At 38.9% G+C, this 15,194-nt stretch carries 10 protein-coding genes; 5 read left to right on the forward strand and 5 right to left on the reverse strand.

Annotated elements, in window-relative coordinates:
* Positions 1–15: 15 nt before the first annotated feature.
* From FHT21_RS06720 to FHT21_RS06740, 5 genes are all read left to right on the forward strand, one after another.
* Positions 16–1,977 (forward strand): OmpA family protein, encoded by a 1,962-nt coding sequence (locus FHT21_RS06720; RefSeq protein ID WP_167293956.1) that lies wholly within the window; start codon positions 16–18, stop codon positions 1,975–1,977.
* Between the two features lie 235 nt (positions 1,978–2,212).
* Positions 2,213–3,589 (forward strand): DNA polymerase IV, encoded by a 1,377-nt coding sequence (dinB, locus tag FHT21_RS06725; RefSeq protein ID WP_317169941.1) that lies wholly within the window; start codon positions 2,213–2,215, stop codon positions 3,587–3,589.
* A 2-nt stretch (positions 3,590–3,591) separates the two neighbouring features.
* On the forward strand, positions 3,592–6,609 hold the full coding sequence (dnaE, locus tag FHT21_RS06730; protein ID WP_167293957.1) for a DNA polymerase III subunit alpha: 3,018 nt from the start codon (positions 3,592–3,594) through the stop codon (positions 6,607–6,609).
* Between the two features lie 11 nt (positions 6,610–6,620).
* Positions 6,621–7,196: a hypothetical protein gene (locus FHT21_RS06735; protein WP_167293958.1), complete on the forward strand. Its 576-nt coding sequence runs from the start codon at positions 6,621–6,623 to the stop codon at positions 7,194–7,196.
* Positions 7,197–7,417: 221 nt separating this feature from the next.
* Positions 7,418–7,927: a YdeI/OmpD-associated family protein gene (locus FHT21_RS06740; protein WP_167293959.1), complete on the forward strand. Its 510-nt coding sequence runs from the start codon at positions 7,418–7,420 to the stop codon at positions 7,925–7,927.
* Positions 7,928–8,015: 88 nt separating this feature from the next.
* Here FHT21_RS06740 and FHT21_RS06745 read toward each other — a convergent pair whose 3' ends face one another.
* From FHT21_RS06745 to FHT21_RS06765, 5 genes are all read right to left on the reverse strand, one after another.
* A complete protein-coding gene (locus FHT21_RS06745) occupies positions 8,016–8,750 on the reverse strand; it encodes a polyprenol monophosphomannose synthase (RefSeq protein WP_167293960.1) in 735 nt (244 codons plus the stop codon).
* 487 nt (positions 8,751–9,237) lie between these two features.
* Positions 9,238–10,719, reverse strand: a complete 1,482-nt coding sequence (locus tag FHT21_RS06750; protein WP_167293961.1) for a peptide MFS transporter — start codon at positions 10,717–10,719, stop codon at positions 9,238–9,240.
* Between the two features lie 64 nt (positions 10,720–10,783).
* The gene (locus FHT21_RS06755) at positions 10,784–12,379 is read right to left on the reverse strand and encodes a peptide MFS transporter (protein WP_167293962.1); all 1,596 of its coding nucleotides are present in this window, start codon (positions 12,377–12,379) and stop codon (positions 10,784–10,786) included.
* A gap of 147 nt (positions 12,380–12,526) precedes the next feature.
* Positions 12,527–13,423, reverse strand: coding sequence for a hypothetical protein (locus tag FHT21_RS06760; RefSeq protein WP_167293963.1), 897 nt, complete (start codon positions 13,421–13,423; stop codon positions 12,527–12,529).
* A gap of 35 nt (positions 13,424–13,458) precedes the next feature.
* Positions 13,459–14,634 carry an acetyl-CoA C-acyltransferase gene (locus FHT21_RS06765; protein ID WP_167293964.1) on the reverse strand — a complete coding sequence of 392 codons (1,176 nt, stop codon included), beginning with the start codon at positions 14,632–14,634 and terminating at the stop codon, positions 13,459–13,461.
* Between the last annotated feature and the right edge of the window lie 560 nt (positions 14,635–15,194).

The raw sequence follows: 15,194 nt of genomic DNA on the forward strand, positions 1-15,194 counted from the left end.
TATTCCTACAACATAATGAAGAAAATTTTAATAGGTACTTTCCTTTCTGCATATTGTTTATTTGCATTCAGTTTTTCGGCAAATGCGCAGTATGTATTAAAAGATGCTGATAAGCAATACGAACTGTTTAATTACAGCAAGGCAATAGATTTATACGAACAAGCCTATAAAAAGAAAGAAACTTTACATGCCGCAGAGCGATTAGCAAATGCTTATACGTTTGTTTATAACTACAAACAGGCCGAAAGCTGGTATGCCATTGCAGCTAAAATGCCAGGTAGTAATCCTGAGAATATTTTGGGTTATGCCAAAGCTTTACAGAGTAATTCGAAATATAGCGAAGCAAAAACCCAGTATCTCAATTACATCGATAAAAAGAAAAATGTATCAGAAAAGCAGCAGGCTGTTTGGCTTGCCTCTTGCGATTCTGCTTTGAAATGGATCAGAAATCCAAAGAAAATTGAGCTCATCAACCAAAAAGCTTTAAATAGCGCACAGTCAGATTGGGGTGCAGTTAACTACCAGGGAGGAGTTGTATTTACTTCCGATAGATTAAACAGTAAATTAAACTCTTCAGAAAGTAAACCATTTTTAAAATTCGACGGATCTAAAGAACCCGATAAAAAAGTGTACGGCTGGACGGGTAATGGATACCTGAAACTATACATCAAACCGTCGCCAAGCGATAGCCTTCAGTTATTTCCTATAAAAGCAGGTACTAGCTACCATGTGGGTTCGGCAAGCTTTACAGCTGATGGCAAAACCATGTATTTTACGCTAACCCGTATTACCGATGAGCTGGAGCGCTTAAAAAAACAGCCAACAACCGTTAATGTAGAAATTTTTAGTAGTACAAAAGGTACTAATGGTATTTGGGGCGAACCGGTTTCATTTGCTTATAATAATGTAAACGGTTACTCCGTAGGTGATCCTTTTATTACCAGCGATGGAAATAGTCTTTATTTTGCTTCAAATATGCCAGGTGGGTTAGGCGGTACCGATATTTATGTTTGCCTAAAAACAGATGCTGGTACATGGGGTAAGCCCATTAACCTGAAAGACGTAAATACCGAAGGTAACGAACGCAGTCCGGTTTTTGATGGAAAGAATAACTTCTACTTTTCTAGCGATGGTAGAATTGGAATGGGCGGATTAGATGTGTATCGGGCCTTAAGAGAGAAAGACAAGATTAGCCAGATCGAAAATATGGGTTACCCTTTTAACTCCCCACAGGATGATTTTGGCTTTAGTTTAAACGAAAAAGGTAATATTGCTTATCTTTCTTCTAATCGCGAGGAGGGAGTAGGTAGCGATGATATTTATACCATCGATCAAAAAATGATCCTGGCTTTCAAATTAGAAGGCAGGGTGTTTGATAAAGATAGCAACCAGCCTATTGCAGGTGCATTGGTAACGTTGGCAAAAGTAAACGGTAATATTTTAAAAACCGAAACCGATGAGAGTGGAGCTTATCAATTTAACTTGGCAAAAGAATCTGAATACAATGTTTCGGCAGAGAAAACCAACTATAGGTCTGATATAAAAAACCTGACAACCATTGGCTTAACAACTTCGAGTGTACTTACACAAAACCTGCATTTAGAAGCTGTTGTAATAAATAAAGCAATTAAGCTGGAAAATATCTATTACGATTTCGATAAGTGGAATATTCGTGCTGATGCTGCCATAGAATTAGATAAACTGGTTAAAATCATGACTGATAATCCCACCATCTGGATCGAATTAAACTCCCATACCGATAGCAGGGGCAAGGATAGTTATAACTTAAATCTGTCACAAAAAAGAGCCGAATCTGCTGTACAGTATATCATATCAAGAGGTATTAATAAAAACCGAATTGCTGCAAAAGGTTATGGCGAAACACAACTGTTGAACAAATGCGGCAACGGGGTAAACTGTACCGAAGAAGAACACCAGCTCAACAGAAGAACGGAGTTTAAAATTGTAAAACAATAAGCACAGTTAAGATTTACAATACATTTTAATTTTTTAGTTCTATGCCTCTGATGAAAATTGGAGGCATTTTTTTGTTTGTGCAATCGTAATTCTCGTTTTCTGTCATTCTGAACACAGCGAAGAATCTTCTAATTCTGATGTCATGGCCTGTGTCTTCACAAGCTATTTTTCTTAAGGGTTTCTTTTGATTAAAAAAAACTAAAACTGTTAGTATTTTGTTTGAAAATAATCAATCATGATTTTTTATAAAACTAAAAATATTAGTATTTTTGATCTTGATCATCCTTATAATACGATAATGGATAAAGAAAGGCAGATTATTCATATGGATCAGGATGCATTTTTTGTATCTGTAGAAATCAGAAAAAATCCCAAGCTGTTGGGTAAACCCGTAATTATTGGTGGTGGTGGCGATAGGGGTGTGGTAGCCTCTTGTAGTTACGAAGCACGCCAGTACGGCATACATGCTGCAATGCCCGGCAGGACGGCAAAATTGCTGTGTCCACAGGCTATATTTTTAAAAGGTGATATGGAAGAATATTCCAAGGCATCACATGATATTACCGAAATTATTGCCGATAAAGTCCCCCTTTTCGAAAAAGCCAGCATTGACGAACATTATATCGATATGACGGGCATGGACCGCTTTTTTGGCTGTATGAAATTCGCATCAGAACTTAGGCAAACCATTATTAAACAGATGGGATTACCCATTTCCTTCGGGTTGTCTATCAATAAAACCGTAGCCAAAATAGCCACGAACGAATCTAAGCCTGGTGGCGAACGGCAGGTTACTTTTCCTGAATTGCGGCCCTTTCTCGATCCTTTGTCTATCCACAAAATTCCAGGTATTGGTCATGCTACCTATAAAAAATTAAGCGAAATGGGCGTCCGCGAAATCCTTACGCTTACACAGATTCCTCAACAGCTCATGTTTAAAATTTTAGGCCAGCATGGTTTAAGTTTATGGCAAAAAGCAAACGGTATCGATCTTTCACCCGTGGTGCCTTACCGAGAGAGAAAATCAATCGGTACACAGGCCACTTTCGAAAGTGATACTATGGATATGGCCAAACTAAAAGCCATTATTACGGGAATGGTTAGCGGACTAACCTTCCAGCTGCGTAACCAGAAAAAACTAACGGCCTGCATTACCGTAACTGTACGTTATACCAATTTCGAAACCGTTACCCAGCAAGAACGCATTCCTTATACCTCGCTTGATTCGTTTCTGATTAACAAAGCACATAGCCTGTTCGAGAAGGTATATTCAAAACGGATGTTGTTGCGGCTGGTAGGCGTGAAACTTTCGCACTTGGTAAGCGGCTATGAGCAAATTGGTTTATATAATATCGCCGAAGAAGAATATAGTCTTTACCAGGCCATGGATAAAGTACGCAACCAGTATGGTGCCGAAGCGGTGGTAAAAGCCTGTATTGTTACCCAACCCCCCCGCGATGAAACGGGGAAAATAATCAAGTACAATCCCCGTAAAAAGAAAATATTAATCGAAAACCAAACAGAAGAAGAACAGCAGGAAGTAAGGAAACGCTCAAAAATCAGAAGCTTTATGAGCGAAAAAGGAACAATAGGTACTAAATCTTATGATTAGCAATGTTTTTAAATGTACATTCTTCTTATAGCCTAAAGTATGGCACACAGAGTATCGGTCAGTTAATTGCTACTGCCCGGCGTTTAGGTATTCACCAAATGGTACTCACTGATATCAATAACTCAACCGGTGCAGTAGAGTTTATTCGCGAGTGTTACAAACAAGGCATTGCCAAAGAATCCGACGAAATACATAAAGGCAATATTCCGTATCAGATTAAACCGGTAGCAGGGATCGAATTCCGGATCGATAACAGACTGTTGTATGTTGGTATTGCAAAGAATAAAGAAGGAATGCGTGAGTTGAATGAATTTTTAAGTCATCATAATATTTACAACATTCCGCTGCCAGAAGTTCCGCCTGAAATGGAGAATGTCTACATCATTTATTCCTTTCAAAAATCTTTTAACCGAGCACTAAAAGCAAATGAATTTGTAGGCATCCGGGCCAAACAGCTTAATCTTTTATACCAGCACCCACTTTTAAAACAAAAAGAAAAATTGTTGGTGTGGCATCCTGTTACCGTTAGTGATAAGATTACCTATCGCCTGCACGAATATTTTAGGGCGATCGAGCTAAATACCCTTTTAAGTAAAGTACCCGATGAGCAGAAATGCGATTCGGATGAATTCCTGATTCCGGAAGTAGAATTAACCCAGCAATTTGAACAGTATCCTTTCATCGTTCAGAATACACAGAAACTGATCAATAGCTGCGATTTAAGTGTTTATTTTGAAGATAAACCCACGCCTACTTCTAAAAATAAATACTACTACACGAAGCAAGGTATGCTAGGCGATAAAAAAATGCTACGTAACCTAGCTCAGATAGGCCTGAAATATCGTTATGGAGAAAACAATAAGATTGCAAAAGAGCGGCTGGAAAAAGAATTGCGCATCATTGAACTTAAAAATTTCTGTGCCTATTTTCTCATCACCTTCGATATTGTAAGGTATGCCATGAATAAACGTGGTTTTTACCATGTGGGCCGTGGCTCGGGTGCTAATAGCATTGTGGCTTATTGCTTGCGCATTACCGATGTAGATCCGATCGATCTTGATCTGTATTTCGAGCGTTTCCTGCACGAAAAACGGACGAGTCCGCCAGATTTTGATATCGATTTCTCCTGGGACGAAAGGGAGGTGATACAACGTTATATTTTTGAACGCTATCCCAAATGGCATGTTGCTTTTTTAGGTACCATGAGCACTTTTAAAGACCGGGCAATTATCAGGGAGATTGGTAAGGTTTTAGGTTTGCCCAAAGGCGAAATAGATAGTTTTACCGACCCGACCAAAGAACACGAAAATTTAATGAATGTTACTTACCAGAAGTTATTGGCTGTACACCATTACATGAAAAGTATGCCCAATCAGCGTTCTATCCATGCCGGAGGGATTTTGATTTCTGAAGAACCGATTACCTATTATACCGCCTTGGATATGCCACCAAAAGGTTTCCCAACCGTACAATGGGATATGTACGAAGCCGAAGCCATTGGTTACGAAAAATTCGATATTTTAAGTCAACGGGGTATTGGCCATATCCGCGAAGCCGTGCAGCTCATTAAAAAAAATAAGGGAAAGGATATCGACATTCACGATTTTAAAACTTTTAAAGAAGACCAGAAATTGAACGGTATCCTTAAAGAAGGGCAGCCCATCGGGTGTTTCTATATCGAATCGCCAGCCATGCGGCAATTGCTCAAAAAACTGAAATGCGATAACTACCTTACCCTGGTGGCAGCCAGTTCCATTATCCGTCCAGGGGTGGCCAGTTCGGGCATGATGAAATCCTATATCGAACGTTACCATGCCCCCGATAAAGTGGTGTACCTGTGCGATGTAATGAAACAGCAGCTTAGTGAAACCTATGGCGTAATGGTTTATCAGGAAGATGTAATCAAAGTATGCCATTATTTTGCAGGCTTAGATCTGGCCGATGCCGATATTCTCCGTAAAGCCATGAGTGGTAAATACCGGTCTAAACTGGCTTTTGATGAACTGGTGAATAAGTTTTTTGCCTCAGCCAGAAAGGAAGGGCACTCAGAAGAACTCATTACCGAAGTTTGGCGACAGATTTCTTCTTTTGCAGGTTATAGTTTTTCTAAGGCACATTCTGCCTCTTTTGCAGTAGAAAGTTATCAAAGTTTGTATCTCAAAACCTATTACCCCATGGAATTCATGGTAGCCGTACTGAATAACTATGGCGGTTTTTACAGTCGATGGGTTTACGTACACGAACTGCAAAAAACAGGAGCTAGGGTACATTTACCCTGTGTTAACCATAGCGATGAGGTCGTGAATATAAGTGGCGAAGATGCTTATCTGGGCTTTATTGGTGTACAGGGACTGGAAGAAAAAAACATCAAAATCATCCCGCACGAACGCAGGACGAACGGCCCGTATCTTGATCTCGAAGATTTTGTAAAAAGGAGCTGTATTTCGCTGGAGCAAGCGATTATTTTAATCCGTTTGGGTGCCTTGCGCTTTACCGGAAAAGATCGGAAAACCCTGCTTTGGGATGTGCACAACTACCTTGGCTTTAAGCAGAAGAAAGTGAACCACGCCGAACTGTTTAAGTTAAGTTACAAAACCTATCAGCTCCCCGCATTGGCCGATTCGGAATTGGAAAATGCTTATACCGAACTGGAGTTATTGGGTTATCCGCTTAATTATAAAATGTTCGATTTTCTGAAAACCCCTTATCGTGGCGATACCATGGCAGCCGATATGCATAAACACTTAGGTAAAACGGTAAAGATGGTAGGCAATTATGTATGCGAAAAAACAGTGCATACCATTAAAAATACCAAAATGTGGTTCGGTACTTTTTTAGATGCCAACGGCGATTTTTTTGACACAACCCATTTTCCAAATACCACGCCCATATATCCTTTTAAAGGAAAAGGTTGTTACCTTATTCTGGGCAAAGTGGTCGAAGATTTTGGCTTTCAGAGCATCGAGGTTTTAAAGTTCGCTAAATTGGATATTCAGATGAATCCAGTGGCGATTGATTAAAATAAAAAAATATGAATTTAAAATTAAAAAAAGACTGGTATTCAATAGTTGTTTACCCGCAAAGAGAAGTTATTAATGATGTTAAAGTTTTAAAAGATAGGCTAGCAGCTAAAATAGGATGGTATGCCAGTAGAAATTCGGAGGCACACATTACCGTAGTTACGTTTTTAGCAGATCGATATGAATTTGGTTTTTACAAAAAATGCATTGAGAAAATTTGTTGCTCACAACGGCCGCACAAAGTAATTTTTGACCATGTAAACGTATCAAAATTTAGCCATGCCATTGTTCTGCTTCCTAATGATTCATGCAAGTTATATTTAAAAGATCTTTTAAATGTATTTCGGGAAAGGCTTAAATCTAAAAATACTGTAAATGGGGCTAACGCGCATATATCAATAGGACGTGACCTGAGTTCGGTTCAAATTGATCGGGCAGCGCATTTGTATGGTAACATTAACTTAGAGTTTAACTGTGATACAATTGCCATTCGTAAACTTGATAAAGTTAAACAACAATTTGTGGTAATTAATGAGTTTAAATTGTTGGGTAGCCCTTTAAATCATTATCAATATTCTTTATTATAACTAGTTTATTTTGGTCATGAGCCGATTAAACTTGCTAATCGGCTCATGATTTAGCTTGTTTTTGAGCCGATTAAATTGTGTATTCGGCTCATGCAGTATAATTGGAGTTAAAAACCTGACCAAAATTTACTTTTAAAGTTTGCGCTCGTTTCCAACGAGCGCACAAATAGCCTAACGATTTAATCGTTTACTTGTTTAAACATAATTTTTATATTTAAACCATGATCCACTTCAAAGCAGAAATAGAACGTTTCGACACCATGGGCGAAAAAACCGGATGGAGTTATGTATTTATTCCCGAAGCTTTAGCCAATGAAATTAAGCCCGGTTGTAAAAAGAGTTTCAGGGTAAAAGGAAAAATAGATCAGCTGGAGATTAACGGTATGGCAGCCATGCCAATGGGAGCGGGCGATTTTATTATTGCCTTAAAAGGCGAAGTCCGTAAAAAACTGAGAAAAGAAGCGGGAGCAGCGGTAGAACTTTATTTAGAAGAGGATAAAGATTTTAAAATCGAAATGCCCGAAGACCTGGAGATTTGCCTGTCAGAAGAAGCACATTTAATCGGGAACTTTTTAAAACAGCCTAAATCGCATCAAAATTATTATATCAACTGGATTAACCAGGCTAAAACCGAACCTACGCGCACCAAAAGAATTGTAATGACTGTTAAGGCGATGGATAAGGGCCAGGATTTTGGGGCAATGATACGGGAATCGCAGGGGAAGCCTTAATTTATAGTTCCTAAGTCTATAGTCATTAGTCGGAAGTTAATAGAACTAGGCGATGTGGACTTAAGTCTCTGGACTTCGGACTCTAGACTTAAGACTCTCTATTATAATTCCTAAACCAACTCCAAACTTTCATCTGGATTACACCTAAAAAAGCTTCTCTGAAAATACGGGTGCTCATTTTTGATGTTCCTTCCGTACGATCGGTGAAGATGATCGGAACTTCGACTACTTTAAAGCCAAACTTAATGGCGGTGAATTTCATTTCGATCTGAAAAGCATAACCAACAAACTTAATTTTATTTAACGGAATGGTTTCCAATACAATTTTGCGGTAACATTTAAAACCGGCAGTAGCATCCTGAATGTTGATCCGGGTAATCATACGCACGTACATTGAAGCAAAATACGACATTAAAACCCTACCCATTGGCCAGTTTACCACATTTACGCCTTTAACATACCTGGAGCCAACGGCTACATCGGCACCATTTACACAGGCTTCGCGCAAGCGCGATAGGTCATCTGGGTTGTGCGAGAAATCGGCATCCATTTCAAAAATGTAGGCATAATCGTGTTTTAATGCCCAGTTAAAGCCATAAATATAGGCTGTACCCAAACCTTGCTTACCAGCACGCTCTTCAATAAATAAATGCCCTTCGTATTCTTGTTGCAACGATTTTACAATTTCAGCAGTTCCATCAGGAGAACCATCATCAATAATTAAAACATGAAAAGGCTGTGTTAGCGAAAAAACCTTTCTAATGATTTTTTCGATGTTTTCCTTCTCGTTATAGGTGGGAATGATGACTAAACTATCTGACACGTTTGTTGTGGTTTTTTAATATAAGCTTTTGGCCTTTATATGTGCTATGCTGTACTTATTTGTGCTTGCAATTGCTTTTAATGTGCGAAAGTAAATATTTAATATGAAACCTTTATGAATTTTCGTTAATTCGGGATAATTCGTCTTCCAGAACTTGTTTCAGTATCTATCTTTTGATGTTATAGCATGTAGGATTTTCTTTTAGTCCGGAACTTCGTTCTACAGATCTGTAACTTGGTTTAGCAGCACGAACCATTGTTCCTAAACCCGACAGCAGCGGCAGCTCCCGATTGAAAAGAGGGACTATAACGAATGGCGGGACTGAAGATGCCAAGCACTCCAGTCCGTTCCTTTCCAAATTTTATTGAATATGCTTCTTAAAACAATGTCAGTCTGGGGGCGCTCCAAAACCTTCTATTTACACTTTTAGTACAAAGATTTGCTTCGCAGCACCTTTGTGTTCTTTATTGCATTCAGAATGACAATATTACCTCACCTCCTGCATTAACTTTTTAACCAACCGCGAAAAAATAATTAATGCCAAACCTGCAATTAAAGAATATAAAGCCAGGGCCTTATAACCCTCGGTGTACGCCATTAATTTAGTCGGTAAAGATGCATTATCGATACTCGACATTTCTGCACCCAGTTTTCCGGCAGCCAATTGTCCGAAAGCACTCGATAAAAACCAAAGTCCCATCATCATCCCGAACATTTTTTTTGGCGATAGTTTAGTAATGATCGACATGCCTATCGGGCCTAAACAAAGTTCACCTAATGTAAATAATAAGTAGGCTAAGGTAAATACATTTAACGAGCTAATGCCCTGAGTATTGGCGAAGAACCTTGTCGCATAAAAAAGATAAAAACCTAAAGCCAATAGAATGAAACCAAGTCCAAATTTTACCACGGTATTCGGTTCAATTTTGCGCTTGTACAGGCCAAGCCATAAAATACCTACAATTGGACTAAAAACAATAACAAAAAACGAGTTAACGCTATTGTTTACCACATTCGGATCAATATTGAAAAAGAGGACTTTATGATCCAGATTATCTTTCGCAAATAACGATAACGAGCCACCGCTCTGCTCAGATATGGCCATGAAAATGAAATAACAGAAAATAAAAACGAAAGCTGCCAGTAGTTTATACTGTGCTTTTTTATCTTTTATTTTAAAGGTTTCGTACAAGAAATAGATCAGTGCAATAATACCTATCGTGTACATGAAATAATCAGTAAAGGTGGTGTTTTTCACCATAATATAAATCAATGGGATACAAAGTATCGATCCCACATAAACAGCTGTTTCCCATAGCTGCTGTTTTGATTTTTTAAGGTGCAACAAAGGCGAATTCCCAATCGGACCTAAATGTTTTTTTGTGAAAATGAATGTGCCTAAACCGAACATCATTACCAATGCGGCTGATAAGAAACACAAGTGCCAGTTGTAATATTTACCTAAATAAATACACATGGCACCGCCCAATAATCCACCTACGTTAATGCCGGCATAAAAAAGCCCATAACCCGCATCTCTACGGTTGTCTTTTTCGTGGTATAATTCGCCAACCATCGATGAAACATTGGGCTTGAAGAAACCGGTTCCAATAATAGATAAGGTAATTCCTGCATAAAATAAATCGTGTGGAGAGAAGGCCAAGATTAAGTTCCCGATAATCATTAAAGCCCCGCCCCAAAAAAGAGATTTTCTGAAGCCTAAAATTTTATCGGCAAAAATACCGCCTATAAAAGTAAAAGCATAAACAAAGGCTTGTATGGCACCATACTGTAGGTTCGATTTTTGGTCGCTTAAACCCAGTTGCTCTACCATAAAAAAAGCCAATACCCCGCGCATGCCGTAAAAGCAGAAACGCTCCCACATTTCTACCAATGATAGATGCCAGAGCTGTTTCGGGTATTTTCCTTCAAAATTTTGAATATCTTCTATTGAAACTGTTTTTTCCATTAAATAGGTTTAAAAATTAAAAGCCCGATGGAGATCGGGCTTTTTGGTAAAAGTTTTTTTTTGATTAGTGAACACCATGCATCCATTTGCGCAATAATGGGCTTAACGCAAACATAATTAAGCCTGCAACAATAGGAATAATGGTAAATATTAAGAAGAATGTAGAAATTGAATATGCTGAACTGATTTTATCAATCAACGATCCTGTTGCACCAGCGAGGTAATTACCGATAGCGGTACAGGTGAAAAATACACCGAACATCAAACCGACTAAATTTGAAGGGGCAAGTTTACTTACATAAGATAAACCAACTGGAGAAATACATAGTTCACCAACAGTGTGGAAAAAATAAGCAAAAATTAACCAGAATAAACTTACTTCTGCCGAGGTTGCCCCTTGCGGAATCGACGATCCGCCATAAGCTAAACCAGCGAAACCAATTCCAACGAAAATTAATCCAAAACCGAACTTTACAGGTCCGCTTGGGTTGAATTTGGTTTCCCATATCTTCGAAACAATAGGTGCCAGTGATACAATAAAAAAAGAATTTAATACACTGAACCAGGATGCTGGAACTTCGGTGCTTACTGACCCCATTTCCCTGCTTACTTTCCAGATAGCCAGCACCCAGATAATGGCAAAACTCAATAATGTAAACAAAATGGTTGCAGGGTATTTTTTGAAAATTTTGCCCGCCAATGAAAGCAATACGAAAGTTACGGCTACCAATGGAAATATAGTAAGGATAGCATCTACCCATTTAAAGGTTGTAGCTGCTCCACCTGTTAAGTTTCTTAAGGTATAATCTTTTGCGAAAATGGTCATCGAACCACCAGCTTGTTCAAATACCATCCAAAAGAAAATGGTAAAGATAGACAGAATGGCAATTACCCACAAACGCTGGGTTCTAACTTTTTTAGGGATTACTTCTACTGTAGGGTCTGCTTTTTCTACTGCTTTTGCTTTATCAACAGCAGCACCAATTACACCAAATATTTTCTGCCCGAAATAGAACTGTAACATACCAAAAAGCATAAAAACACCAGCTAAGCCGAAACCGTAATGCCAGCCCACTTTTTCGCCGATATAACCACACATTAACATGCCGATAAAAGCACCAGAGTTAATGCCCATGTAAAAAATAGCATAAGCGCTATCTTTTTTGTCGCTGATAGGAGGGTAGAGTTTACCTACAATTGAAGAAATATTTGGTTTGAAAAATCCGTTACCAATTATTAGTAGCAATAAGCCAACATAGAAAAAGTTGGTGCTAAAGCCTTCTAATGCCATCGCTGCATGACCTAAGGTCATAATAAAAGCGCCGATGATAACAGCTCTTCTATATCCTGTAAATCTATCGGCAATTAAACCACCAAGTATTGGGGTAAAGTATACTAAACCTGTATAAATAGCGTAAAGCTGTAAAGCTTCTGGTCGTGGCCAGCCCCAACCGTTTTTACTTAAATCACTAATCAGAAATAAAACCAAAATGGCCCGCATTCCATAGTAACTAAATCTTTCCCACATTTCGGTAAAAAAGAGTACAAAAAGGCCAACTGGGTGGCTAAATAATTTTTCAGGGGAAACGCCTTGACTGTTTAAGTGAAGGTCTAGTTCCTTATCATGGTCAATACTAATGGTTTCATTAGAAGTTTGCATAAAACATTTGTTGGTTTTAGTTTATGAATTCAGAATTTGTGTGTTGTTTAAGTTAGTTTAGCAGGGCGCAATATAGTCAGCGGATGCCAAACTCACAAATTTTTAAATGATGTATCAGGTAATGAAGTTGTTAAGTTTTGTTAAAAATTAAAACTTTCTGATGGGTTTAACATTTTTCTTCGGATCCGCGTAAAGTTCATCGTTCGAATTAGGATCGTTGTTAAGCGTAAGTTCTTCCTGTAATTTTAATTTGCCGCCAATAATTTTGAAACCATCAAATGTGCCGTCCGACCCGTGATATTCAAAGGTATCTTTCATTTCCGGATTGAAGGATGCTAAATGGTCAAACACAATCATACCGGCTTTTGCATCACTTTTTAACATCATGGCATTCGATTTGGCATATTCAAATATAACCCTGTTTTTCCCTTTCAGGTCTTTTCCATCAAAAACCGGGGCACCAAAAGTAATATTGTCCTTATTAAACGAAAGGATTTCGATGACTTTTTTGGTCGTGTACGGTGTATTGCCTTTCCATCCCAGTAGCACATAATAAGGTAAGCGGTTTCCACTGGTTACCGGAATAACTTCATAATACCTGGCGCCGAACCATTTCTGGTTATTCGTAATGCCATTAGGGTCGCTAAGATTATCGGTCTGATCGATTAGGGGATAAAGTTTCAATGGGCCACTTTGGGTATTCATCTGGATGGCACCATAATAGCGGTAAGAGCCATCTGCTAATGGTAGGTACCAGCTCAAAATCCTGAAAGCCTGATCGGGTGATTTAATTACCGATACGTTTTTAAGTGAATCGAAGGGGTAAGAAAAAGAATTAGGAGCTTTTAAAGCCTCTACAAGGGTTTTTACAAAATTGCCGTTTATTTCTAATTTTTGCGTATCGCTTTGAGCAGCAATAACCCTTGCCGATATTTTAATCAGTGTATCTTGAAAAACGGCCAATTTGTTTGGCGTTTGCTGCGCTTTTAGGCTAAAACTTAGCGTTCCAAAGATTAAAAGGATATAAAATCTGAAAAGTTTCATATATGATCAAATGCGAAGATGCTGCAAAAACAAAATTATAACTTCTCGATAACAAGGGCACTTGCACCGCCACCACCGTTACAGATTCCAGCTACACCAATTTTTCCGTTGTTTTGTGTCAGTACCGAAAGCAAGGTAACTACAATCCTGGCACCCGATGCACCAAGCGGATGACCTAATGAAACGGCACCACCATTAACATTAACCTGGCTGTCGTTTAGCGCCAAAAGTTGATTATTAGCGATAGAAACTACAGAAAAAGCTTCGTTGATCTCAAAAAAATCTACATTCTTTATATTTATATTGGCTTTGTGTAAAGCTAATGGGATTGCTTTTGATGGTGCAGTTGTAAACCATTCAGGTGCCTGCTGTGCATCAGCATAAGCTAAAATTTTAGCTAAAGGTTTTAAGCCTAGTTCTTTCGCTTTATCGGCGCTCATTAAAACCAATGCCGCTGCACCATCATTTAAAGTTGATGCATTAGCCGCGGTTACAGTCCCATCTTTTTTAAACACTGGTTTTAATGTAGGTATTTTATCAAACTTAACAGCCGTAGGCTCATCGTCGGTATCAACCAAAGTAATATCTCCTTTACGGTCTTTAACCTCTATGGCTACAATTTCGTTGGCAAATTTACCTGAGCTTTGTGCAGCCTGCGCTCTTTTGTAAGATTCGATAGCAAAATTATCCTGTGCCTCGCGACTAATGTGGCATTCGGTAGCGCAAAGCTCGGCAGCCGATCCCATGTGGTAATCATTGTAAACATCCCAAAGGCCATCTTTTACTAAGCCATCTGTAATCTGTCCGTGCCCCAGGCGATAGCCGTTCCTTGCCTTATCCAGATAATAGGGAACATTACTCATGCTTTCCATGCCACCGGCTACAATAATTTCATTATCGCCATTTGCAATACTTTGTGCAGCAAGCATTATTGCTTTTGTGCCCGAAGCACATACTTTATTTATGGTTGTGGCAGGCAAATCTGGTAAACCTGCAAGTTTTGCAGCTTGTGTAGCTGGCGCTTGACCTAAGTTTGCAGATAAAACATTACCCATGTATATTTCTTGGATCTGTTCTGGTTTTAATCCAGCTTTTTCAATGGCAGCCTTAATGGCAAAGCCACCAAGCTGAGTAGCAGAAAATTGAGCTAATGAGCCTCCAAAACTACCAATAGGCGTTCGCACAGCTGATACAATTACAACTTCTTTCATGTATACTAAATTTTATGAATTTTTGGTTAGGCCGCTAAGTTATACATTTTTAATATTGCAATAACGTATCATTGTTAGTTTTTGCATATTTCAATTGAAAAATAAAGAAGAGTTGTTTGAGAACTCTAATTCATTTGGATTAAAATAAAGCTTGTTTTTTTATTTGAAAAGTGATATCAATAGGATTTAGGAGGGCGTTGTTACTCCCATCCTTGTTTTAAGGAGGGGTGCTCGTAGGGCGGGGTGGTTAAATCATGTCAATTTATTTGGAAAGGTACTGTAGCATTGCTTGGGTTTGTCAAGCCCTGCTGTTCGCTGTAGCCCTCATACTTCGGGGCTGCCGCTGCCATCAGGTTTAAGTTACTTGGGCTGGTGGTTCTTTGGCTAAGTTGCCTTTCTAGCGGTGATTATTCCCATCCTTGTTTTAAGGAGGGATGCTCGTAGGGCGTGGTGGTTAAATCATGTCAATTTATTTGGAAAGGTACTGTAGCATTGCTTGGGTTTGTCAAGCCCTGCTGTTCGCTATAGCCCTCATGCTTCGGGGCTGCCGCTGCCATCAG

This window comes from Pedobacter sp. SG908, from assembly GCF_011759615.1.
GTDB classification, from domain to species: Bacteria; Bacteroidota; Bacteroidia; order Sphingobacteriales; family Sphingobacteriaceae; genus Pedobacter; species Pedobacter riviphilus.